At 44.4% G+C, this 22,993-nt stretch carries 22 protein-coding genes and 1 riboswitch; of the genes, 6 read left to right on the top strand and 16 right to left on the bottom strand.

All coding sequences use genetic code 11. From position 1 onward, the window contains the following. Window positions 1-16 precede the first annotated feature (16 nt). From ACRRQV_RS06385 to ACRRQV_RS06400, 4 genes are all read left to right on the top strand, one after another. On the top strand, window positions 17-676 hold the full coding sequence (locus ACRRQV_RS06385; protein ID WP_432528839.1) for an amino acid ABC transporter permease: 660 nt from the start codon (window positions 17-19) through the stop codon (window positions 674-676). Next, on the top strand, window positions 669-1,391 hold the full coding sequence (locus ACRRQV_RS06390; RefSeq protein ID WP_432528841.1) for an amino acid ABC transporter ATP-binding protein: 723 nt from the start codon (window positions 669-671) through the stop codon (window positions 1,389-1,391). The genes ACRRQV_RS06385 and ACRRQV_RS06390 overlap by 8 nt, the downstream gene beginning before the upstream one ends. A gap of 132 nt (window positions 1,392-1,523) precedes the next feature. Continuing rightward, window positions 1,524-2,411: a hypothetical protein gene (locus ACRRQV_RS06395; protein WP_432528843.1), complete on the top strand. Its 888-nt coding sequence runs from the start codon at window positions 1,524-1,526 to the stop codon at window positions 2,409-2,411. Window positions 2,412-2,578: 167 nt separating this feature from the next. Next, window positions 2,579-2,755: a hypothetical protein gene (locus tag ACRRQV_RS06400; RefSeq protein WP_432528845.1), complete on the top strand. Its 177-nt coding sequence runs from the start codon at window positions 2,579-2,581 to the stop codon at window positions 2,753-2,755. A gap of 75 nt (window positions 2,756-2,830) precedes the next feature. On the opposite strand, the gene ACRRQV_RS06405 is transcribed toward ACRRQV_RS06400, so the two are convergent. Then, complete coding sequence (locus tag ACRRQV_RS06405; protein WP_432528847.1) at window positions 2,831-3,838, bottom strand: LLM class flavin-dependent oxidoreductase; 1,008 nt, start codon at window positions 3,836-3,838, stop codon at window positions 2,831-2,833. A 693-nt stretch (window positions 3,839-4,531) separates the two neighbouring features. Between ACRRQV_RS06405 and ACRRQV_RS06410 the strand changes: the two genes are divergently transcribed. Next, window positions 4,532-4,894, top strand: coding sequence for a GNAT family N-acetyltransferase (locus ACRRQV_RS06410; RefSeq protein WP_432528849.1), 363 nt, complete (start codon window positions 4,532-4,534; stop codon window positions 4,892-4,894). Between the two features lie 171 nt (window positions 4,895-5,065). Further along, a riboswitch (SAM riboswitch) is annotated at window positions 5,066-5,169 on the top strand. Window positions 5,170-5,257: 88 nt separating this feature from the next. Next, window positions 5,258-6,361 (top strand): 5-methyltetrahydropteroyltriglutamate--homocysteine S-methyltransferase, encoded by a 1,104-nt coding sequence (locus ACRRQV_RS06415; RefSeq protein ID WP_432528851.1) that lies wholly within the window; start codon window positions 5,258-5,260, stop codon window positions 6,359-6,361. A gap of 564 nt (window positions 6,362-6,925) precedes the next feature. On the opposite strand, the gene ACRRQV_RS06420 is transcribed toward ACRRQV_RS06415, so the two are convergent. The 15 genes from ACRRQV_RS06420 to ACRRQV_RS06490 form a co-directional block, all read right to left on the bottom strand. Beyond that, window positions 6,926-7,690: a 3-hydroxybutyrate dehydrogenase gene (locus tag ACRRQV_RS06420; protein WP_432528853.1), complete on the bottom strand. Its 765-nt coding sequence runs from the start codon at window positions 7,688-7,690 to the stop codon at window positions 6,926-6,928. A gap of 17 nt (window positions 7,691-7,707) precedes the next feature. Beyond that, window positions 7,708-8,472, bottom strand: a complete 765-nt coding sequence (locus tag ACRRQV_RS06425) for an SDR family NAD(P)-dependent oxidoreductase (RefSeq protein WP_432528855.1) — start codon at window positions 8,470-8,472, stop codon at window positions 7,708-7,710. Then, window positions 8,469-9,419 carry a 3-hydroxyacyl-CoA dehydrogenase family protein gene (locus tag ACRRQV_RS06430; protein WP_432528857.1) on the bottom strand — a complete coding sequence of 317 codons (951 nt, stop codon included), beginning with the start codon at window positions 9,417-9,419 and terminating at the stop codon, window positions 8,469-8,471. Before ACRRQV_RS06430 ends, ACRRQV_RS06425 begins: the two co-directional genes overlap by 4 nt. An 85-nt stretch (window positions 9,420-9,504) precedes the next feature. Beyond that, window positions 9,505-10,827 carry a GntP family permease gene (locus tag ACRRQV_RS06435; RefSeq protein WP_432528859.1) on the bottom strand — a complete coding sequence of 441 codons (1,323 nt, stop codon included), beginning with the start codon at window positions 10,825-10,827 and terminating at the stop codon, window positions 9,505-9,507. A 160-nt stretch (window positions 10,828-10,987) separates the two neighbouring features. Further along, window positions 10,988-12,277, bottom strand: coding sequence for a histidinol dehydrogenase (gene hisD, locus ACRRQV_RS06440; RefSeq protein ID WP_432528861.1), 1,290 nt, complete (start codon window positions 12,275-12,277; stop codon window positions 10,988-10,990). Window positions 12,278-12,365: 88 nt separating this feature from the next. After that, window positions 12,366-13,352, bottom strand: coding sequence for a LacI family DNA-binding transcriptional regulator (locus ACRRQV_RS06445; protein WP_432528863.1), 987 nt, complete (start codon window positions 13,350-13,352; stop codon window positions 12,366-12,368). 117 nt (window positions 13,353-13,469) lie between these two features. Further along, window positions 13,470-14,129, bottom strand: coding sequence for a hypothetical protein (locus tag ACRRQV_RS06450; protein WP_432528865.1), 660 nt, complete (start codon window positions 14,127-14,129; stop codon window positions 13,470-13,472). A 91-nt stretch (window positions 14,130-14,220) separates the two neighbouring features. Beyond that, the gene (locus ACRRQV_RS06455) at window positions 14,221-14,556 is read right to left on the bottom strand and encodes a hypothetical protein (protein ID WP_432528867.1); all 336 of its coding nucleotides are present in this window, start codon (window positions 14,554-14,556) and stop codon (window positions 14,221-14,223) included. Window positions 14,557-14,657: 101 nt separating this feature from the next. Then, window positions 14,658-15,236 (bottom strand): sugar transferase, encoded by a 579-nt coding sequence (locus ACRRQV_RS06460; RefSeq protein WP_432528869.1) that lies wholly within the window; start codon window positions 15,234-15,236, stop codon window positions 14,658-14,660. A gap of 36 nt (window positions 15,237-15,272) precedes the next feature. Then, entirely contained in the window at window positions 15,273-16,379 is a 1,107-nt protein-coding gene (locus ACRRQV_RS06465; RefSeq protein ID WP_432528871.1) for a DegT/DnrJ/EryC1/StrS family aminotransferase, read from the bottom strand. Window positions 16,380-16,468: 89 nt separating this feature from the next. Continuing rightward, a complete protein-coding gene (locus tag ACRRQV_RS06470) occupies window positions 16,469-17,431 on the bottom strand; it encodes an ATP-grasp domain-containing protein (protein WP_432528873.1) in 963 nt (320 codons plus the stop codon). Window positions 17,432-17,463: 32 nt separating this feature from the next. Continuing rightward, window positions 17,464-19,236 (bottom strand): sugar transferase, encoded by a 1,773-nt coding sequence (locus ACRRQV_RS06475; RefSeq protein WP_432528875.1) that lies wholly within the window; start codon window positions 19,234-19,236, stop codon window positions 17,464-17,466. A gap of 4 nt (window positions 19,237-19,240) precedes the next feature. Continuing rightward, a complete protein-coding gene (locus ACRRQV_RS06480) occupies window positions 19,241-20,524 on the bottom strand; it encodes a nucleotide sugar dehydrogenase (RefSeq protein WP_432528877.1) in 1,284 nt (427 codons plus the stop codon). 47 nt (window positions 20,525-20,571) lie between these two features. After that, window positions 20,572-21,921: a hypothetical protein gene (locus ACRRQV_RS06485; RefSeq protein ID WP_432528879.1), complete on the bottom strand. Its 1,350-nt coding sequence runs from the start codon at window positions 21,919-21,921 to the stop codon at window positions 20,572-20,574. Between the two features lie 23 nt (window positions 21,922-21,944). After that, window positions 21,945-22,964 (bottom strand): NAD-dependent epimerase, encoded by a 1,020-nt coding sequence (locus ACRRQV_RS06490; RefSeq protein ID WP_432528881.1) that lies wholly within the window; start codon window positions 22,962-22,964, stop codon window positions 21,945-21,947. Between the last annotated feature and the right edge of the window lie 29 nt (window positions 22,965-22,993).

The raw sequence follows: 22,993 nt of genomic DNA on the forward strand, positions 1-22,993 counted from the left end.
AAGAGAGATGTAAACTATGAATTTGGATTTCTCGCAAATGGTGCCGTACATTCCATTTATTCTGCAAGGAATATGGGTTACATTAAAATTCGTATTCTTTGCCATTATTTTAGGGGCCATTCTCGGGACTCTATTGGCGCTTTGCAAAATTAGCCACAACAAGCCGCTGCGATGGTTTGCCGATGCATATACTTCGGTATTCCGTGGGACGCCGCTTATCTTACAGCTAATGATCATTTATTACGCGATCCCGCAATTGACCGGCTATAACATTACAGCATTTTTGGCCGCTATTTTAGCGTTCGGGTTAAACTCTTCCGCTTATATTTCGGAAATTATCCGTGCCGGAATTCAAGCTGTCGACAAAGGGCAGATGGAAGCGGCCCACGCGCTCGGGATTCCATACCGGGCGATGATGAAAGACATCATTTTGCCGCAGGCGTTGAAAAATATCTTGCCAGCCCTAATGAATGAATTTATCACATTAACGAAAGAATCCGCCATTGTTTCGACCATTGGCTATTTGGACTTAATGCGCCGTGCACAAGTAGTTGGAGCCGATTTGTTCCGCAACTTTGAACCGTTGCTTTTTGTCGGCCTCATCTATTGGTGCCTCGTTATGGGATTAACTGTACTGGGGAGAATGTTCGAACGGAGGCTGAAAAAAAGTGATTAAAGTGGAAAACTTGCACAAAAGCTTTGGCAAGCACGAAGTCTTGAAAAATATCTCAACCGAAATCAACAAAGGCCAAGTAGTATCGATTATTGGGCCATCGGGTTCCGGCAAATCCACATTTCTTCGGTGCTTAAATTTGCTGGAAACGCCGACTTCCGGGACAATTTTAATCAGCGGCCAAAATTTGATGGAAACCAATAAAGATAACCAAAAAATCCGTCAGCAAATCGGCATGGTGTTCCAGCATTTTCACTTATTCCCGCATATGACCGTTCTGGAAAATTTAACGTATGCGCCTATGAAAGTAAAAGGCGAAAAAAAAGCGGCTGCTGAAGAAAAAGCACGAGCTTTGTTGAAGCGCGTAGGGTTGGCCGAAAAAGAAAAAGCCTATCCAAGCAGCCTGTCCGGCGGCCAAAAACAGCGGGTCGCCATTGCACGCGCACTTGCGATGGAACCCGAGCTGATGCTGTTTGATGAACCGACTTCGGCACTCGATCCGGAAATGGTCAAAGAAGTACTTGATGTTATTAAAGACTTGGCGAAATCCGGCATGACGATGGCTGTCGTTACCCATGAAATGGGCTTTGCCCGTGAAGTGGCAGATCGGGTCATATTCCTCGACCACGGCGTTTTGGTCGAAGACGGAGATCCGGTAGAATTTTTCAACAATCCTAAAACAGAACGTGCGCGAGATTTTCTCGAAAAAGTTTTGTAAAAAGATGCCTTCGGGCGTCTTTTTTGTTTCCTGAAAGATTGTTCATTTCTTGCACATAACTCCCGCCTATCCCTCATACTTGCTCATGTTATAATGTAGAAAGTTTAGCAACAAAACAGCTGAGGTGAAAACGTGTTTAGAAAAGCAGTAATATTGGTATCGGTCGTATTTTTCATGGTGTTGATTTTATTAGCAGGCATGATGTTTTTGAAAAATGAGCAAGAAGTCTATACAAGCGACGGCTTATCGCTGGCAATCGTAAAGCCGACGTTTTTCACGCTAGAAAAACCGGAGATAACGCAAAATGCTACGGATGTCGTTCATAAACAAAGCATATCTTTGTTTGGGTTAACACTTGGTTCCTATACGCTTGTCGAACGGACGCTTGAAAATGGCGTCTCGGTTTTGTTTGAAGAAGTGAAGAACACGAGCTGGATGCCTTATGTTTTATCTTTGGATGCCAAAGGTATGGATGCCAAAAGTTTGAAGTCGTGGAATCCAGTGCCGGTAGCGAGCGTCGCAGAAGAAGCTTATCGCTTGGATCCAACCGTTAATCCTTTTGGCACACTAACAGCTAGCAATAACCAACTTCTTCAAGGCAATATTTACGTTTCACGGACGATTCCACTGGACATCGGTACACCTGTCCTCGAATTGCGCCATGAGATTCCTGCTCTTACATTTGAAGAAGATGTACTCAAAAAGAATTTTTGGCTGCCGCCTAAACATACGGCCCAGTCTTGGACAATGATTTCAGAAAATCCTTTTTTTGCAACTGAAGCTGATGAAGACAAGTGGATCGAATTCGCTACAGCCAATCGAAATGAACAATTAAACTGGCTGACTCCTGCTGGTCCGTTCGTGAAACTGCCGGTGACGGATGATCCCCGCACCCAATTGGCCTACAGCATCTTGCCGGAGCGTACAAAGGATGAGACGTCTAAAGAATGGAACGCCGCTTCCCCTTCCGTCTTTTTCGAAACGATGAGCTTGAATTCAAAAGCAGCAGAGAATCAATAAAACCTGTAAAAGCTGACACTTTTACAGGTTTTCTTTTTTTCTAAAGCTTCTATTAAAAATAACCAGCACGATAAGTACGAATGCTATCAAGAAAACTGAAAACTCTGTATAATAGATGTAGAAAGAGAATATCGCCCTCATTTTCCACAGCCAAAAGAAGGAGGTAGTTGAAAGTGGATCGCGCCCGTGTAGTTCCGAAAGATGTTGTTCGGCAACTGGATGAAGATTACATGGCAGCAGTTAATATGATTGGTGAAGGCGGACCTGAATATGCACCGTATGAGGATGACGATATTCTTGAAGAAGTTCAGCGTGAAGAAGCCAAAACAAAGGATCTTCACTAATTTATTAGACACCTCTTGTATCAAGAGGTGTTTTTCACTGAAAAAAATCCCGTTCACAATTGAACGGGATTTTTTCTATTCCATCAGATCTGCAACAATTTCATATGAGCGCAGCCGGTCTTCTTGATGGAAAATTTGTGAATTGATAATGACTTCGTTGGCTCTTGTCTTCAAGATGAAGTTCCGCAATTTTTCACGGACGACATCAGGTGTACCGACAATCATCGATTCGGTATCGAGTTTCTCGCGGAAGATGGCGATTTCCCGATCGCTCCACTCGTCTTCTAACCGGTCGATTGGTGCTTTCAGCTGGGTAGGCATGCCTCTCATCAACGCAAACATTTGCTGCTGTTGGGAAGTCGCGAGCCATTCTGCCCGTTCTTGCGAATCTGCCGCAATTACGTTGACGCCGACCATCGCATACGGCTCTTTTAAGGCCGCCGACGGCTTAAAGTTCTGGTGGTATAACTGCAGGGCCTGCATTGTAAAATCAGGGGCAAAGTGGCTGGCAAATGAAAACGGCAACCCTTTAAATGCTGCTAGCTGCGCACTAAAGCCGCTAGATCCCAAAAGCCAAAGAGGCACTTTCAAACCGGTTCCCGGATAAGCCCGAACTCGGCTTGTCGGATTTTCGGAAAAATATTGTTCCAGTTCCGCTACATGCTCCGGAAAATCATCTCCGCTGCTTTGCAGCGTCCGGCGAAGTGCATACGCAGTCGCTTGATCACTCCCCGGAGCTCGCCCAAGCCCAAGGTCGATGCGGTCGGGATACAAGCTTTCAAGTGTCCCGAACTGTTCTGCAATCACAAGCGGCGCATGGTTTGGCAGCATGATGCCGCCAGATCCGACCCGTAAGGTTTCAGTCGCTCCAGCAATATGGCCAATCAAGACCGATGTAGCAGAACTCGCAATGCCTGGCATATTGTGGTGTTCAGCAAGCCAGTAGCGCGTGAACCCCCACTTTTCGACATGCTGCGCCAATTCGACACTGTTTTTAAACGATTCTGTGGCATTGCTGCCTTCATTTACCGGTGCTAAGTCCAGCACGGATAACGGGATATTTTCGTATTTCTTTGTTGGCATATTCTTTTCACTCCTTGTCCATTTCATTGTAGCGATTTTTCCATTTTAATACATGTATTTTGCTTACGAATGGTAAGTAGATTTTAGATCCTTTATAATTTTATTAAATATTTAGATAATTATATGTACTTTTTAATAAAAATCAACTATTATAAAGGTATTAGGAAAACAATAGCGTTTCCGATTTAGTTTTTATAAAAGCAGTCAATATTTAAAATATTTTTTAAGCCTATTCTTAAATAGAAAGTGCAACATTTGGTGTAATGTTACAGACTATAGAGCTGTTAACAAAGCCGAAAAGAATCTCGTCTCGAGGGCTTCTTTTCGGCTTTTTATATTTTAGTAAGAAAGGATGGGGTCTCCTTGAATTACTTTGTCGATCATCAGAAAAAACGGATTCATAAAAGACAGTTTGCGGGAGATCGATGTGGTTTTTTAGGCACACCGGCGGAAAAAAGGGAATTTATTGACTGCGAGAACTACATCGAACAACTTGAAAAACAAAAAGCTTACACGAAATGCCCTTATTGCCAAACGATTCAGATCCCTTTCAATCCGAGCTTAATGCACAATTAAGCAGCCCATGTTTTATTTCACGCTTTATGTTTATAAATTTATGTACGGGGAATATTCTGTATTGGTTAGATGAACAGCTGGATAAAGACCTCTTAAGATGGAGATGAACGTATAATTATGTTGGTACGATATAAAAAGTCTTGTGAAAAAATTGCCATGGGATTGTTGTCTTTCATGCCGAAAGAACGCGAGCTGAAAAAGCTTCGGGCTACCATGCAGCTATATCAAACAAATCCGGATTGGCAATTGTTTTTTTGGAAAGAAAGCGAAGCGATCATCGGATTGATCGGAGTTGAAATGGCGAATGGCCATTTTACCATCCACCACTTGTCGGTAAACCCTTCTTATCAAGGAGAAGGAATAGGACACGCAATGGTAAAGCGAATCCAGGAGCTTTTGGCGGGAATGGATATGCGTGGAACGGAAGAAACCGAATTGTTCCTCGAGAAATGTTCGGAACAAGCATTGGTTTTGATTTAACCTCTATTTTCTAAAGCTCATATACACCTTATATCAAAAGCGGCTTTAGTCAAAACCCAAAGCCGCTTTTATTTCGCCAAATTTCCCTACTATTTCAACTTTTCCCCTTGCACTTCTTTGTAAAATACTCTAAGCTAAATAACATGCAGCAAAAACAATTACATAGCTAGTTTCTTATCAAGAGAGACGGAGGGATTTGGCCCTGCGATGTCTCAGCAACCGCCTGTTTAGGTACGGTGCTAATTCCAATAGGCGATTTGCCTAAAAGATGAGAAGAACGCTTTCCGTAACAGGGACTTTCTTCTTTATTGAAGATAGTCCCTGTTTTTTGTTGAAATCAGAAAAAGAAAGAAGGAATTTACTATGTCCATTACCACTGTCCAAGCACCATTTAAAGCTGACCATGTCGGCAGTCTGCTCCGCCCAGAATCGATACATAAAGCGCGCCAAGAATTTAAAGACGGCACGATCACGGCTGAACAATTGCGCGAAGTTGAAACAACTGAAATCAAGCGCATTGTCGACAAGCAAATCGAAGTTGGGCTTCAAGCCGTTACCGATGGCGAATTCCGCCGCACGTTTTGGCATACCGATTTTATGTCTCATATTGAAGGCTTTGAAGGCTATACTCCGGAAACTGGGTATAAATTTAAACACGGCGAGACCGAAGCATATGATGTGCGCAATATCGGAAAAATCTCGTTTAATCCGAATCATCCATTTGTCAAAGACTTTATCGAATTCAAAGAAATTGTCGCAGGCCGTGCAGTTCCAAAACTGACGATTCCAAGCCCGAACCAATTTTTCAATGAAGGCATTCGCGATGTGAACTTGTATCCTGATATCGAAGTGTATGCGCAAGATGTGATTCAAGCATATCGCGACGCCCTTCAAACGTTTTATGATGCTGGGGCCCGCTATATCCAACTGGACGATGTTTACATCGCTGGCCTTTCGTCGCCTGACATTCCGTTCAATGACAAACGCTACCCACGCGAATTTTTAATCGATTTGGCGCTGCGCGTAGCAAATGGCGTTTTGGACGGAAAACCGGAAGATTTATACGTGACCACTCACCTATGCCGCGGCAACTATAAGTCAGACTGGGCATTTGAAGGAAGCTATGCGTTGATTGCGCCGACGCTGTTTGCCAAAGAAAACGTCAATGGCTTCTTTTTGGAATATGACGACGAACGCTCCGGAAGCTTCCAACCGCTCGACCACATTCCAAAAGGCGGCGCAAAAGTGGTGCTCGGTGTATTCACTTCTAAACACGGTGAACTGGAAGACAAAGAAGTGATCAAAAAACGTGTTGCAGACGCTGCACAATTTGTGCCGCTCGAGCAAATTTGCTTATCGCCGCAATGCGGATTCGCTTCCACCCACCACGGCAATTTGCTGACTGAAGAACAGCAATGGAATAAATTAAAATACATCGTCGACTTATCAAAAGAAATTCTTGTTTGATTGAAAAAAGAGCCCATTTCACTCTATCAAGTGAAATGGGCTCTCAGGCTATAGAAAAATTCCAGCATTAATGGATAGGGATGAATAACCCCAACCGAACCGGCCACTGCGCTTTCCGTGGGCACGGCCTTAGCCGCTTCACTCGCCAAGGCTCGCTCCATGGTCTTTGGCTCGTGTCGCTTCGCTGCTCCCACAGGAGTCTCCGTGGCTGGTCCGGTTGGGGCGTCGCTTCGAATTTGTGGCAAGACATTTAATGAAAATAACCGATCACCTGCAAAAAAAGAAGGTTGTCGCTTCTTATTCCTTCTACACGTAGAATCCGAAGCGTAAGCCGGCGACGCCTGCGGGATAGCGAAGTGCCGAAATCCACTCGGGCATCCGTCCGAGTTAGTTCGGCGCGAGCCCGCGGCAAGCGTCCGGCTGAAGCGCAGGATTCGGAATTCCAATGCTATGCTTGTATAACTACTTCCTAATTTCGATAAAAATTCTTTCGTCTACAAGCTCAGAGCCCTTTTTAAATCAAGTGAAATGGGCTCTTTTTTGTATTCTTCTTCAATTCTCCCTTTATTGCGCCGTATAGCCGCCATCCAATATAACGGCTTGCCCGGTCATCCCTTTAGCGGATTCGCTGGCGATATAAAGCGTTAGATCGGTGATTTCTTTTACATCGAGCAAGCGTTTTTGCGGAACCAATGGATACAAAACTTCCTCCAGCACTTGCTCAAGTTCGATATTGCGCGTTTTGGCTAAATCCGCAAACTGATTGCGCACGAGCTGTGTGTCGACATAGCCTGGGCAAATGGCGTTGACCGTAATGCCGTGAGCTGCCGATTCAAGGGCAGCTACTTTAGTCAACCCGATCAAGCCATGTTTAGCGGAATTGTAGGCCGCTTTTCCGGCAAAGCCAATGACCCCGTTAATGGAAGCCATATTAATGATTCGGCCGAAACCTTGTTTTTTCATATGCGGCAACGCGTGTTTGATTGCTACAAAAGGAGCCGTCAACATAATTTTGATCATCAATTCAAATTTCTCTGTCGGAAACTCTTCAATAAATGACACGTGCTGCATGCCTGCATTATTCACCAAAAAATCAATGCGGCCGTATTTTTCTATGGTAAACTCAATCGCCCGTTCGATGTCTTCTTCTTTTGTCACATCGCAAACGATGCCCGAAGCTTCACCCGAAAGCCGGCTAACCGCATCACTCACTGTGTCTTGCGCCAAATCGGAAATGACCACTTTCGCACCCGCTTCAGAAAAGGCTGTTGCAATATCAAACCCGATCCCACGGGCAGCTCCTGTAATAAACAATACTTTTCCTTCCATTCCGTTATCCTCCTCTATCATATAGCCGTCCAGCCGCCGTCCACTCGAATGGTTTCGCCGGTAACGAAGTTCGCCAAGTTTGATGCCAAATACAATACGGCGCCTGTAGTGTCTTCCGGCTTTGACAAGCCATCCAATAAAATGCGGCTTTCTACATCTTTTTTGAAAGCCGTGTCTTCAAACATTGCTGCCGTAAATTCCGTTTCCACAAATGTCGGAGCCACGGCATTTACGCGAATGCCATGAGACGCCCATTCAACGGCCAACGCTTTTGTCAGTTGGACCAAGCCGCCTTTGCTCGAGCAATAAGCCGCCCGTTTTACATAGCCGACAAACGCCATTTGCGAAGCGATGTTGATGATGCGTCCGCTTTTTTGCTCAAGCATGTATTTCGCAGCCGCTTGGCTCGCAAAAAAAGCGGTCTTCAAATTCAAGTCCAAGACCGTATCCCAATCTTCTTCCGTCACTTCCATGGCTGGTTTTGCGATATTGACTCCTGCATTGTTAATCAATACATCAATCGTTCCAAAAGCAGCAGCCGCTTCCTCCACCATGCGTTTCACTTGTTCTATATCGCTTAAATCTCCAGCAAACGCGATGCAATTGCTGTTGAACCTTTTCAATTCATCTAAGGTTTTATTTAGCGTTGCTTCGTCTCGCCCTGAAATCACGACGTTGGCTTTCAGTTTTGCAAAGGTTTCTGCAATGTCCTTGCCAATGCCTTTGCTTCCGCCAGTAACGATCACAGTCTTTCCTTCCAATTCTGAGAAGTAGGCAGTCATTCTGTACCCTCCCCATTTGCTTTCAAATCATTTTTCAGGAAGTGGATCAAGATTTGCTCGCGTTCAGCGTTCAATTTTTCTGAAACTGCTTTGTCCCAATGATAAAACCCTTCACCGCTTTTATCTCCAAATTTCTTTTCTTCCACAAGGCGTGTCAAGGTTTCGCCAGAACGCTGATCGGTGCTCAAGTCTTCGAACAAATAATTCGAAATGGCCGAGAACACATCAAGCCCACCCATATCGGCCGTCATTAATGGTCCGGTTATCGGCAAACGGCGTCCGATGCTATATGTTACCGCAGCGTCGATGTCTTCTTTCGTAGCAGCGCCGGCATCCAGCAAAGCTTGCGCTTCGCGGAACAACGCATACTGTAAACGGTTGCCGATAAATCCGGGGATCTCTTTATTCAATAAAATCGGTTTTTTCTTCATCTCTGCCAATACGTGCATCGCGCGCCGCACCGTTTCGTCATCGGTGTATTCGCCTTTAACCACTTCCACCAACGGAATCAAGTGGCCCGGATTCCAAAAATGCGTCACGACAAATCGGTTCGGATGCGTCATTTCTTTCGCCAAAAGACTCGGCTTGAAGCCGGACGTGTTGCTCGCGATGACGACGTCTTCCCCCACGAGATGTTCGATTTTTTTGTACATTTCCCGTTTCATTTCAAGCACTTCCGGAATCACTTCAATTATAAATGTCGAATCCGCAATCACTTCTTCAAGAACTATAGAAAATCGAATGTTGCCTCGAATCTTCTCGGTTTCGCTTGCCGTAAACAAGCCGCTGTCTGCCATCACCTTAAGTTTATTCATTAAACCTCTATCTGCATTTTCAACGTCTTGTTCATTGATGCCATAAACGTTCACATGCTTCCCTGCCCAAGCTGCCGACAACGCAATTGAATGGCCCATCGTTCCTGCTCCAATAATTGATAACTTTTCCATACGTTCCACCTCTTCAAAATTAGTATGTATAACGAGAAATGCCCAACAACCACAAAAAGCCAGGTTTGTTGGGCATTTGATTTACTTATATGCCTACTCCGAGTGAGAACAAGATGACTGCCAACGCTGCGCCAATAAATGGCACCACAACAGTTAATGCTCCAAACGCTGGATAAGCGTCTTTATGAGTTTCTCCGGCAATTGAACGGATCGTTGTCACAACATATCCACCTTGCGGCAAAGAATCGAGTGAACCGGAAGAAATGGCAACGGTTCTGTGCAAGGCTTCCGCGTTCACGCCCATGTCCAAGTAATGCGGTGCAAGAAGCGGCAAGGCAATTGCTTGCCCGCCTGAAGATGAACCGGTAAGCCCCGCAATGACCGCAACCGCTAATGCTCCGCCAATGAGCGGGCTTCCCGGAATACCGGTCATTACGCCTACTGCCGATTCAAATGCTGGCGTCGCTCTGACTACTCCGCCAAATCCAACAACTGCAGCGGTATTAGCAATCGCGATCACGGCACCTAATGCCCCTTCGCTGAACGCATGGCCAATGTTTCGGAAAAATCTCCGATTGATCAAATAAGTGGCGAGAATCCCGCCGCTCAATGCAATAATCAAAGCGGAAGTTCCGAGAGAATCATGGAAAATATACGAAATGATTAATACAATTAGCAAAGGAATCATGCTAAGAAGCGGATTCGGCAATTCTTTTCGCGCTTCGCCAGTCACATCTGACTCTCTAGCTACAAATCGCTCGCCATTTTTCATCGCTTTGTTGATCATTTTCTTCAGCCACCAGTAGCCGAAGACCATCATGAAGACTGCGACAATCGCACTGACTTCCCAGCCAGCGTATGGTGTAGTGTTTAAGAATTCAATCGGAATCCAGTTTTGGATTTCCGGAGATCCCGCTGACGTCATCGTGAACGTAGTGGAACCGAAAGCGAGAGCTGCCGGAATAAATCTTCTCGGAAGGTCCGCTTGCTTGAACAAGCTAAGCGCCATCGGATAAACCGAGAAGGCAACAACGAACAAACTCACACCGCCGTATGTTAAGACCGCACATGCTAGGACCACGGCCAGCGCTGCGCGTTTCATCCCAATTTTGCTGACGATCCATTTGGATACACTGTCAGCAGCGCCGCTGTCTTCCATTACTTTACCGAAAATCGCACCGGTCAAGAACATTAAATACCAAGATGCGATGAACCCGGTAAATCCTGTCATGTAATTTGTTAAAAAGTTAGCTGCGCCTTCCCCCGCCAATTGCGGAAAAACAGGCAAGCCATTCAGCAAGGCCACTAATAAAGCCGTAATCGGCGCTGCAATCAAAAGGTTCATGCCCTTCATCGTCAAATAAATCAATAATGCCAAACCACCAAACAACCCGATCATGCCTAACATAAAAACCCTCCAATACCCCATAAAATAATTTTTTGCACTTAAACTAAGGAATAAGATCATTTTCTAAGAAAACGCTTACTTTTATATCCTCCATAAGGAAGTTTATGTAGTGAATGAAACAGTGGAATGGAGCCATTCCACTGTTTCATTATAATAGTTCTTACGTAGTTTGTTTTTTCCCATAGCGTCTTACACGGAGAAGTGCTTGTTCAGCATGGCCCGCGAAGTTTTCCAATTGGCAAAGGCGCGCTGCGTATTCGCCGATATAAGCGCTGGCTTCTGGAGTCGTTACCTTTTGGTACGTGACCGTTTTGATAAATTTGCCCACCCAAAGTCCGCCAGTATATCGTGCAGCCCCTTTTGTCGGCAATGTATGGTTTGTTCCGATGACTTTGTCGCCGTATGCCACGTTTGTTTCAGGCCCTAAGAACAAGCAGCCGTAATTTGTCATGTTTTCCAGGAAGTAGTTCGGGTCTTCCGTTAAAATTTCAACGTGTTCGAATGCTAAGCGATCCGCTTCAATGCGCGCTTCTTCAATCGAATCAACAAGCAGTATTTGCCCGTAGTCAGCCCACGATACTCGAGCGACATCTGCAGTCGGCAGCGTTTCAAGCTGGCGTTCAATTTCTTTCACCGTTTCTTCAGCCAATTGCTCAGAAGTGGTAATCAACGCTCCAGGAGAAGTAGGTCCGTGTTCGCCTTGTCCAAGAAGGTCAGTCGCAATCATTTCCGCATCTGCTGTATGGTCCGCTACCACTAATGTTTCAGTCGGACCCGCAAACAAGTCGATTCCGACACGGCCGTAAAGTTGACGTTTAGCTTCAGCAACAAATGCGTTCCCTGGTCCAACAATCATATCCACCGCTTCAATTGTTTCCGTTCCAATCGCCATCGCTGCCATTGCCTGGATTCCGCCAAGCAAGTAGATTTCATCAGCACCAGCTAGGAACATGGCTGCGATCGTTGCATTTGGAATTTCGCCGTTGATCGGCGGCGTGCAAGCGATTACACGTTTAACGCCAGCGACTTTTGCAGTTAAAACGCTCATATGCGCTGAAGCTACCATTGGATAGCGGCCCCCTGGAATGTAGCAGCCTACGCTGTTGACAGGAATGTTTTTATGGCCAAGAATGACGCCAGGAATGTGTTCAACTTCCACATCGTTCAACGAAGCAAGTTGAGCTTCCGCAAATTTACGGATATTGTTTTGGGCAAACTTGATATCCTCGATGACATCGTCCGGCACTTTGGAAACGATTTCATTTATTTCCGCATCAGACAAACGGAAGGCTTCAGGAGCCCATTTATCAAACTTCTCGGAAAGCTCGCGTACGGCTTGATCGCCTTTTGTTTCCACATCTTTCAAAGCATCCGAAACAATTTGCGACACTTTCGAATCGTTGGCGCTTACTTCTTCTTGAGACTTTCCAGCTTTTAAAACTTTCACCATTTAAATCCCCTCCAAATTTTGAATACGTATGCAAAACATCACGCTAACTCAAAGAATATTCGAATTATTCCTTAATGTCAACCCTTATCTATGTTGATTGCCGCTCCACTAATTCGCCGGCCAGTTCTACATTTTGCGCCAATCCCGTGTAATCGTTGATTTCGTCCAGTAAATAGCGGACAGTCACTTCAACCATTTCTTTTATTGGCTGCTCCCACGTGGTTAATTGGTACGTTGGCCAAGAAGCCATTTCGATGTTGTCAAACCCAATTACTTTGATGTCTTCCGGAATGCTGAACGCATTTTTCCGAAGAGCGTCCATAACGCCAAGCGCCATGATGTCGTTCGCTACAAAAAACGCGGACGGCAAACGTTTTTCGTTAATGAGCTGGATTGTTGTATCGTAGCCGCCTTCATACGTGTAATCAGCTGAATATTTTTCGTAAGAAACCGGATAATTTTCAAGAATTTCGCTAAAGCCCTTTTCCCTCTCCAAACTGGTAGACGTGTTACTGTTTCCGGCAATATACGCCAGTTCCGAAACACCTTTTGAAAGAAGAAATTTCGCAATGCTGCGGCTCGCTGCTAAATTATTGCAGCAAACCGAGTAAAAATCTTCACTCGTTAATTTCCGATTGAAAAAGACTAACGGTATTTTGTTTTGTTTGAACGTTTCCGCTACAGCCAAAGACATCGTAGCGTCGGTTATGATGACTCCTGCCACGTTGTAGTTTAACAAAGTTTCAATATCTTCATTTTGAATTTCGTCGTTATTCGTATGGACGAACAACACACTATAACCAAACTCCTTAAATGCCAATGTAAATTGCTTTAGCACTTGAGGATAAAACGGATTTTGAACACCTTTCATCACTAAACCGATGATTTTGGTCCGGTTCGTAATCAAACTTCGGGCAAATTCATTTGGGCGGTAACCAAGCTGTTCTGCCGCTGCCAAGACTTTTTTTCTTGTCTTTTCCGTAACCGCTGCTCCTTCAAAATATACACGTGATACCGATGACTGGGAAACGCCCGCAAGTTTCGCAACATCTTTCGCAGTTACTGTTTGTTTCATTCTCCTCAATCCTTTATCGCTAATCTTGACAATAGCTTACACTATTTCTAGAAGAGCCGCATCTTTTATTAGAAGATGCAGAACACCCCCGTACAATTAAGCGCGGGGGTGTTGATGTCATTCAATCGATTCCAGGCTGGATGTAACAGTGAACGGGCCATCGTCCGTTTCCATGATGAATTCGCGTTTCACTTCGCCAAACCCTTCCACAAAATACGAACGGTTGATGCCGCTTTCCGTTTTTTCTTCAAAAACGACGGCATGTTTAAACGTTTTGTATGGCGTTTCAACATCCGCTTTCAGATCTACGATGGTTCGGTTGTTTACCACATCGCCCTTTTTCATCGGGAATTCCAAATAGGTGGAAATTGGTGTTAATGCCTCCAATTCCTCTAGGGAAGGAGTGTACTCTTCATAAAATTCTGGCTCTTCTTTCACCAGTTCGATCCGGTCTTCGCCCAGGTGATAGACCCGCAGCATAACCGTTCCGCCGTTGTCTTCATAAACCGCCACGTGGTTGCCTTCCAAATACACTGTCCGAATATCCAGTTCTGCAAATTCGTTGCCTTCACCTTTAAAATGCGCCGTCGTCCCGTCTGCCATGAAAAAAGCAAAAGCATCTACTTCCCGGTTGCACGTTTCTTTTTCCGCCTTCTCTTCACTTGCTTGCTGAACAGCCTTTTCACCTGCAGCAGCTGCTCCTTCATCTGCAACGTTCATCCCACAAGCGCCAAGCACCAGCAAACCAGCCAGACTTCCCGCTTTCCAGAATCGCATCGGAACCCGCTCCTTTTTCAAAGTAGACGTAATTTAGGGTTAAGAGTTACATCAAAAAGGCGCAAAAGCATAAAAGCTTTTGCGCCTTGATTTAAATGTGCAACGACTTGTCGTAAATTGGTTTGACATGAAGTTTGTATTTCATTTGGACTTCTTTAAAAGGATAAATTTTCCCTTCCGTCTCTGAGTTTTCCAGCCGTTCGATATGCTCTTCCACTAGGTCTGCAATATACTTGCCAATCGCCACTTTGTTCGGGTATTTTTGCCCTACTTTTTCAAGAAGCTTGGCGTCCAGCGTTTGATTAAACGCATAATAGACGGCGACATTAACGACTGTTAATTCATCGCCGGTTGCATTCGAGATAATGTAGTAATTCCCGTATTTGTCTTTCAGCAAATCTTTGCCTGCTTGAATCTCCACAGCCATCTCCTCCTTTTGTTCTATATTCTCTTATACCCAGTCTGCCAGCAAACTAGACATTCGGCTGCCTAAAGAAAAAAGCCGGCTCCTATAGCACGGCTTTCTCCTCAAAAATCCATTCGTATGCCTTCTGCTTTCACTACGCATCTGACCGTCCAAAAAAGAACAGCCATATCCAACTGAAAGCATTTGTTTCTTGCATAATAGCCGTCGTGAGACACTTTCTCAAAATCCGATATCAAATCACGGCCTTTCACTTGAGCATATCCAGTCAATCCAGGAACCAATTTGTGGATGCCCATTTCTTCGCGCATTCGAATCAATTCATACTGGTTATAAAGTGCAGGCCGCGGCCCGACAAATGACATTTCCCCACCCAAAATATTGATCAATTGAGGAAGCTCATCAAGGCTCGTCTTTCTTAGCCAATGTCCGGACTTGGTAATATAATCTTTCGGATTCTCTAATTTATCCGTAGCCACATCAGGCGTATGAACGACCATTGTCCGGAATTTATAAATTTGAAATAGCGCATTGTCTTTGCCAACCCGCTTTTGTTTAAATAAAACCGGCCCTTCCGAATCGGTTTTGATGATAACCGCGATTGCGGCCCATAACGGAGACAGCAAAATGAGCACGCCCAAGGAGACGATGACATCAAATAACCGTTTCAACACTTCATACATAGCGCATCCTCCTATTGTCTTCTCCGCCAAATTCAGTTAGGACAATAAGTTCTCGATGGTTTGGATCACTCGCTCTTGTTGCGCCACTGTCATGCTTGAACTTGAAGGGAGACATAGTCCTTGTTTAAACAACCGCTCGCTTATTGGAGCTTCTTCTTCATGGGAAACAAATGAAACGTCTTTGAAAAGTTTTTGGGTATGCAATGGCTTCCATATATGTCGCGATTCAATATTTTTCGCAAAAAGCTCACCTTTAAGCTCGTTTGGTTTTAAGGAAGTCGATTCTGGATTTAACGTGATGACCGTTAGCCACCGATTCGAAAACGTGCCTTCCAGTTCCGGCTGAAATCCAATGGCTGCCTGGCTCTTGAATGCTTGCTCATAGCGTTTGAAAATGGTGCGCCTTGCCGTTACGCGTTCTTCTATCCCTTCCAATTGAGCCCGTCCGAGGCCTGCCAACACATTGCTTAACCGGTAATTATAACCGAGTACACTGTGCTCATAATGAGGGGCTGGATCTTTTGCTTGGGATGCGAGATAGCGGGCATGTTCTACCGCTTCCACGTCATTGGATACCAGCATTCCACCGCTAGAAGTGGTGATAATTTTATTGCCATTGAAAGAAAAAATCCCAAATTTCCCGAATGTCCCGCTTTTTTTGCCTTTATAAGTTGAACCAAGCGATTCCGCTGCGTCTTCTACGACGGGCACATCGTATTCGTTGCAAATCGATAGAATCTCATCCATTTTTGCAATTTGCCCGTATAAATTGACCACCACGACGGCCTTTGGAATTTTTCCTTCTCTCACCGACTTTTCCAATGCTTTTCTAAGCGCATGCGGCGACATATTCCATGTATCTTCTTCCGAATCAATAAAGACCGGTTCAGCTCTGCAATAAAGAATCGGATTGGCACTTGCTACAAACGTCAGCGTTGAACAAAAAACCCGGTCTCCTTTGCCGACCCCGATCAGCTCAAGTGCAAGATGGATGGCAGCTGTTCCCGAGGAAAGAGCCGCAGCTCCTTTCGCTCCAATATAGGTGGCCAAATCTTTTTCAAACCGGTCAACATTCGGACCTAATGGCGCAATCCAATTTGTCTCAAAGGCTTCCGCGATATACTGCATTTCATTCCCAGTCATATGGGGAGTTGATAAAAAAATAAACTCATTTTTTGCTCCTTCATTCGTTGGATAAGATTCATGAGGCAGTCCATTTGACGAGATTATTTTCATATTAAAATCACATCATCGTACTTCATCATGATTTTCCCTTCTTTATAGGCAAACCCACCGTAAGGAGGGTTCGCAATGCCGTTCAGATTATTAATAATGTACCGAGGGAAATTCACCCCGCATTCATAGGCATGGGGATAGCCTCCCCCAAACCTTGGATTAACTTCAGAAATATAAAACTGGCCATTGCGTTCAAATACATCAATATCAATTGGCCCTCTAAAATCAGTTTTTGCAATCAAAGAGGACACGAGCTGCTCGATTTCCCGGTTATGGACAGAGCGTGATTTATCGGTTTCACCGGCTCGCATGCACAGCTTTTCTTTAATAAACAAATCAACTAGATCGCCAGTTAAGAGGTCCACGTAAACATCCACGCCGTATTCTTTGTCTTTAAAAAATGGCTGATAAACCATCCGCAATGGGCTTTCCCGGAAATGCGAAAAACTTGCTTCATCTTCAATGCTTTGAATGCCGAGGCTGGCGCTTCCATTAGCTGGCTTTGCAATTAGCGGATATGCAATTTCTCCTTTTCCAATCGCTGATTCTACCTTCGTCAAGTTGTCGTAGGTTGGAACCGAGGGCAGCCCATGTTCAATTAAAAATTGATGCATTGCGAATTTATCAAAACTCATCTCAACCATCGGCAAAGGAGAAAGGATCGGATAAATCCCATGCGCTTCAAACCGCTCCCGGTTCGAAGCGATTAATCCTAATTCCGGATCGATTAACGAGAGCAAGGCATCTACTTTCTGTTCAATGCAAATTTGCAAAATATCGTCCACATAATTTTCCTCATCTATTTTGGATACATGGAAAAACTTGCTCGAAAAATAGATTGCAGGAGCACAAATATCCATATCGGTCGAAAAGACCAAGCCATCGGACTTTTCCAGTTCCCTATTAAAATATTGAACGATTTTTACTCTCCGGCCGGCACACAAGATTAATAAATTCATACTCTCCCTCTCTTCCTATTGAGCTTGCGTAATTATTTTAAAGAATCTTCATAAACGCCTTCGGACTTCAGCACTACATAAGCCGTTTGGAGCAAAATATACAAATCAAACTTCAGGCATTTTTTTTGAACATAGTCGATGTCGAGAGCAATTTTTTCCTCCCATGACAATGCATTTCTTCCATTGATTTGAGCAAGCCCCGTTACTCCCGGCTTCACTGCCAAACGGCGTTTTTGATAGTCATCGTAATTGTCAGTCTGTGTGGTTAACGCTGGCCGCGGACCGACAAACGTCATTTCGCCTTTTAAAATATTGAATAGCTGCGGCAATTCATCCAAGCTGGTTTTTCGGAGAAAGTAACCGATCTTCGTGATCCGTTCATCTGTCGCCAATACTTTAATATCCAGATCCCCTTTTGGGTGATTGTGGTACATTGTCCTAAATTTATAAATAAGGAAATGGCGTCCGCCGGCTCCTCCTCTTTCTTGTTTAAAAAATACCGGTCCTGCCGAATCCAGCTTGATCAAAAGCGCAATACCTAGGAAAATCGGCGATAAGAGAAATAGCAGCAATGTTGCAAAAACCAGTTCTGCAGCTCGCATGGAAAAGTTTGTAATGGGAGCCCGCCGTTTTTTGACAACCTCTGCCGGCTTGGCCGTCAACATGCGGAACAAGTCCAGCTGTTTCTCCAATACTTTCTCTTCATCAAACAATTCTTCTGCAATTGCACGGCTTTTCTTTGAAAAGTTGGTTCGCAATTCTTCATCTTTTGCCAGCAACTTTATGGATTCAGCCAATTGGACAGCGTTTTCTTTTTCGACAAGCAGCCCGTTTTGCCAAGGGAAAACTTGCTCCCGGCATCCTCTTATGTCCGTTGCAATGATCGGCTTCTCCATGGCCATTGCTTCAATAATCGATCGCGGCAGCCCTTCGCGGTGAGAAGGCAGGATATAGGCATCCGATAACGCCATCAATAGCGGAATGTCTTCTCTAAATCCAAGAGCCTTAATTCCAGGATGTTCCATTTGTTCAACCAATTTGCCATAGCTTTCTTGATCCCGCTCCGTCTTGGTCAACCCGCCAATCACAATCAGCTTGATATTTGGATGTTCTTCTGCCGCCTGTTTAAATGCTTCCACCAGTTCAAAAATGCCTTTTTCTTGAACAAGGCGCCCGATAAAAGAAAAGACGACATCCCCTTCTTGAATCTCCAATTCTTTTTTAACCGTTTCCAAATCCTCTGGCGCAATTTGATCCTTATGGAATTTATTCCAAATATCAACGCCGTTGCTCAAGTGGATGGTCCGGTCGGTCAGTTTAAACCGTTCGTCTAACGCGAGCTGGTAATCTTCCCTGCTTTGCAACAACAGCCAATCGGTCCACCATTTCGCTGCAAATTTTTCAATACCGAAAAACAAACGGTACTCATTTTTCTTCATTCCGTCATGGAAATAAAAGCCATGGGCCGTATAAATGATGTGTTTGGTGCCAGCCAATTTTGCAGCAATTCGGCCGAGCAACGCGGCGACAGGCGTATGGACATGGACAATGTCGTATTGCTCTTTTTTAATCAGTTTGTAAAGGTGGATGATTGTTTTCACGTTCTTAATCGGATGGATGCTGCGGTCAATCGGAATAGCGGCCATTTGCAGCCCTTCGGCTTCAAGTTCTTCGAATTTTCCCGTGTCAGTGCAAGCTGTGTGGACTTCGTATCCTTCTTCCATCGACTTGACGATCAGAGGTTTTAAAAAAGAATCGACAGTCCGATCAATTGCACACAGTTGTAAAATTTTCGGATTCTCCATCAATTTACAACCTCCATAATTCGATTTTTTCTGGTTTCGCCTTTTTATCGAGTGTGCTCTTTATATCGAAAACAATGCCTTGCTCATCCAGCAACAATTTATCAAATTGCTTCCAACCGGCTTCTTTATACTCTGTATGGGCAACCGCTAAAATGACCGCATGCGCTGGAGCCAACTCTTCTTTTGGAGTTAAAGCCAAGCCATATTGGCGTTCAGCTTCTTGAGACTCACAGCAAGAATCGTGCACTTGGACATCAATCCCGTATTCCTGCAGTTCCCGGATTACGTCGACCACTTTCGAATTCCGCAGATCCGGCACATCTTCTTTGAACGTAAGTCCAAGAACCGTCACTTTGCCGCCTTGGACAGGCATATTTTTTTGAATCATTTTTTTCACAAGCGTCCGCGCAATATAGCGTCCAATGCCATCGTTGATTCTTCTGCCGGCAAGGATAACTTCCGGATAATGGCCGACGGCTTGGGCTTTATGCGTCAAGTAATACGGGTCGACACCGATGCAATGCCCACCAACAAGGCCTGGATAGAATTTTAGGAAATTCCATTTCGTCCCTGCTGTTTCCAGCACATCACATGTATCGATTTCCAAACGGTCGCAAATCAAAGCGATTTCATTCATCAACGCAATGTTGACGTCGCGCTGTGTGTTCTCAATCACTTTGGCAGCTTCTGCTACACGGATTGACGTTGCTTTAAAAACCCCCGCTTCTACGACACTGCCGTAGACCGTTGCCACAAAATCGAGGACAGCCTCGTTTTGGCCTGAAACTACTTTTTTGATTTTTGTGAATGTGTGTTTTTTATCGCCTGGATTGATGCGTTCAGGAGAATACCCGACAAAAAATTCTTTTCCGCCTTCCAGCCCTGAAAATTTCTCTAAAGCCGGAATGCACTTTTCTTCCGTCGTTCCTGGATACACTGTTGATTCATAAACCACGACGGCCCCTTTTTTCATGTTCTTGCCAACCATCTCGCTCGCTTTTAATAGAGGCGTCAAGTCCGGCTGATTGTGTTCATCAATTGGCGTTGGAACGGAGATGATGATAAATCCAGCTTCTTTCAATTTGGTTGGATCAGCCGTAAAATCAATGTGCGTTTTTTCAAGTTCCTCAGTCGTCACTTCGTTGGTATAATCAAAGCCTTCTCTTAACGTCTCGATTCTTCGTTCATTTACATCAAATCCGATTACCGGATGTTTATGGCCGAATGCGACAGCTACCGGCAATCCGACGTACCCTAATCCGACTACTGCAATTTTAAGATTTTCCATCATTCTCCCTCTTCTCCCCTTTTTTCCAAGTCACTTTCTCGTATGGTTCACTTTATATCTCTGGTTTCTCGCAAGGTTGCAACTTCAGCCACCCTATAGTTGGCCAGCCGTTCGTTTTTAGCGCCCTTTATATGCTTGGTAATGGCTTCAGGCAACTTCACGGCTGATCTGCTTTGAACGATGGTGAACAAAATCAACAGCATCGGAAGCAATTTGTTGCGATGCCGAATCGCTGTACCGGCATTCCCGGTTCCGTACGAATAAATGAAAACCGTAATAAAAATGAACGTGGCAATCATGATTTTATTCCGTATCGACATATCGCTTTTGATCAAGCCAATAGCGATTGCCACTATCAAAAAGAAATAGATTGAAGAATCCATCAGGAAGCTGATAATATCGCCAAAGCCTCTCCAGTCGGTCGGCAGCGGCGAAAACATGAAATAAATCATCTTGATCGGTGCTACCGCGTAAATGGCAAGACCGCTAATGCCTTCAAGGTTCGTCAAGTACGCCGAGCCTCCATTGCCGGCGAGCTTGATGCTATCTACTCCGTCTTCTCCAAAATCTTGGAACTTCCCTAAAAACAATTCATTGTTCATGGACAATACAACAAGCAATAGGCCGATAAACAAGAGATAAAGAACTTTTGACGATTTCTTTTTTCCGCTCGCTCTTCCTTCTTGAGTCATAAAAATAAATGCCAGAACATAGGCGATGATAAATCCGACCATTCCAGCATGGAAAATCATAGACCCGAGAGCCGGTATCGCCGCCAGAATAAAATGAAGGATATTTCTTTCGTAAAACCATAAAAGAAAATAATGCAGCGACATGGAGATTAAAAATACAATGATCGATTCTCTTAGGAGAATGCTCGACATGAAAATGCTGTTTGGCATTAATGCGAAGATTCCTAAGGATATAAACGTTACTTGATTCCCTACTTTTAAGTACCGGAACGATTTCAACAAATACACTGCGGAAAAGACCCAGAAAGCGATGTTCAAGAACTGGGCATATAGTCGTTGGTCGCCAATCATATAGTAAATTCCCGATAAAAATGGCACATAGTAGGTTCTGCCTGCAGAAACAGGCAGCAAGCCTTCTGCAATGCTGACGGATGCTGTGTGGAAATATTCCGAATCCGACCCGCTGGAAAAAATGCTGATTGAAGGAACATACAGATCGACAAACAAAGTGAGAACCCTGATAGCGAATCCTGTATAGATCAGCCAAAGCCATTTCCGTTCAACCGTCCGGAAGAGAAAGATGGAAATGGCAACGATACTCGACAACACCATCAAAATTCCATAAACGCGCAAATCCGGAATATAATCCTTCACTAAAAAAGTAAAAAGAATCTGCAACAGGAAGAAAGCCAATACGATATGCATGTAGACACCTCGTTTTAGTTAAATCAATTTACTTTAGAGACTTTATGGTAATAATCTACGTACCAGTCGATGAATTTACCTATTCCATCTTTGATGGAGTATTGCGGCCGGAAGCCAATCTCATTGTAGAGATCTTCAACATCCGCATAAGTGGCCGGTACGTCGCCGGCTTGAATGGGCATAAAATTCTTTTTCGCTTCAATGCCAAGCTTTTCTTCAATGGCTTCAATGAAATCCATCAAATTCACTGGATTATTGTTTCCGATATTGTAGATTTTGTATGGCGCATAGCTTGTGCCTGGATCTGGTTCCATGCCCGACCAATCAGCATTGGATTTAGCCGGTTTATCGATAAGCCGCGAAATCGCTTCAACAATATCTTCGACGAATGTAAAATCCCTCATCATTTCGCCATTGTTGTAAACATCAATGGGATGGCCTTCAATGATGTTTTTCGTAAATTTAAAAAGTGCCATATCCGGCCTTCCCCAAGGGCCGTAAACAGTGAAAAACCGAAGTCCCGTTGTTGGGATCTGATACAAACTGCTATACGTATGCGCCATCAGTTCGTTGGTTTTTTTGGTTGCTGCATACAAGCTAAGCGGGTGGTCGACGTTATCGTGTACTGAGAATGGCAGGGAAGTATTAGCTCCGTAAACCGAACTGGAAGATGCATAAATCAAATGCTTCACTTTGTGATGCCGACACTTTTCCAAAATATTCATGAAGCCGACAATGTTTGAGTCGATATAGGCTTGTGGATTTTCAAGCGAATACCGTACGCCCGCTTGTGCTGCAAGATGAACCACCACATCAACGTCATGGGTTTCAAAAATCGATTCCAACGAATCGGCGTTTTGTATGTCCTCCTGATAAAACGTAAAGCCGGGATGCTGCTGAAGTTTTTTTAAGCGGGCTTCTTTTAAAGACACTTCGTAGTAATCATTCAAATTATCCAGTCCTACTACTTCTAAGCCTTTGCTTAAAAGATGAGTAACTAATGTATATCCAATAAATCCAGCTGATCCAGTAACAAAAATCAATCTCTTCACCCCATCCTTGATTATTTCTG

It is taken from the genome of Planococcus sp. YIM B11945, from assembly GCF_050864155.1.
In the GTDB taxonomy this organism is placed as follows: domain Bacteria; phylum Bacillota; class Bacilli; order Bacillales_A; family Planococcaceae; genus Planococcus.

Bases quoted from the DNA above. Each gene is read 5' to 3' on its own strand.
- ACRRQV_RS06385 (WP_432528839.1), top strand. From the start codon at position 17: ATGAATTTGGATTTCTCGCAAATGGTGCCGTACATTCCATTTATTCTG.
- ACRRQV_RS06405 (WP_432528847.1), bottom strand. From the start codon at position 3,838: ATGCCAACAAAGAAATACGAAAATATCCCGTTATCCGTGCTGGACTTA.
- ACRRQV_RS06410 (WP_432528849.1), top strand. From the start codon at position 4,532: ATGTTGGTACGATATAAAAAGTCTTGTGAAAAAATTGCCATGGGATTG.
- ACRRQV_RS06415 (WP_432528851.1), top strand. From the start codon at position 5,258: ATGTCCATTACCACTGTCCAAGCACCATTTAAAGCTGACCATGTCGGC.
- ACRRQV_RS06420 (WP_432528853.1), bottom strand. From the start codon at position 7,690: ATGGAAGGAAAAGTATTGTTTATTACAGGAGCTGCCCGTGGGATCGGG.
- ACRRQV_RS06425 (WP_432528855.1), bottom strand. From the start codon at position 8,472: ATGACTGCCTACTTCTCAGAATTGGAAGGAAAGACTGTGATCGTTACT.
- ACRRQV_RS06430 (WP_432528857.1), bottom strand. From the start codon at position 9,419: ATGGAAAAGTTATCAATTATTGGAGCAGGAACGATGGGCCATTCAATT.
- ACRRQV_RS06435 (WP_432528859.1), bottom strand. From the start codon at position 10,827: ATGTTAGGCATGATCGGGTTGTTTGGTGGTTTGGCATTATTGATTTAT.
- hisD (WP_432528861.1), bottom strand. From the start codon at position 12,277: ATGGTGAAAGTTTTAAAAGCTGGAAAGTCTCAAGAAGAAGTAAGCGCC.
- ACRRQV_RS06445 (WP_432528863.1), bottom strand. From the start codon at position 13,352: ATGAAACAAACAGTAACTGCGAAAGATGTTGCGAAACTTGCGGGCGTT.
- ACRRQV_RS06450 (WP_432528865.1), bottom strand. From the start codon at position 14,129: ATGCGATTCTGGAAAGCGGGAAGTCTGGCTGGTTTGCTGGTGCTTGGC.
- ACRRQV_RS06455 (WP_432528867.1), bottom strand. From the start codon at position 14,556: ATGGCTGTGGAGATTCAAGCAGGCAAAGATTTGCTGAAAGACAAATAC.
- ACRRQV_RS06460 (WP_432528869.1), bottom strand. From the start codon at position 15,236: ATGTATGAAGTGTTGAAACGGTTATTTGATGTCATCGTCTCCTTGGGC.
- ACRRQV_RS06465 (WP_432528871.1), bottom strand. From the start codon at position 16,379: ATGACTGGGAATGAAATGCAGTATATCGCGGAAGCCTTTGAGACAAAT.
- ACRRQV_RS06470 (WP_432528873.1), bottom strand. From the start codon at position 17,431: ATGAATTTATTAATCTTGTGTGCCGGCCGGAGAGTAAAAATCGTTCAA.
- ACRRQV_RS06475 (WP_432528875.1), bottom strand. From the start codon at position 19,236: ATGGAGAATCCGAAAATTTTACAACTGTGTGCAATTGATCGGACTGTC.
- ACRRQV_RS06480 (WP_432528877.1), bottom strand. From the start codon at position 20,524: ATGGAAAATCTTAAAATTGCAGTAGTCGGATTAGGGTACGTCGGATTG.
- ACRRQV_RS06485 (WP_432528879.1), bottom strand. From the start codon at position 21,921: ATGCATATCGTATTGGCTTTCTTCCTGTTGCAGATTCTTTTTACTTTT.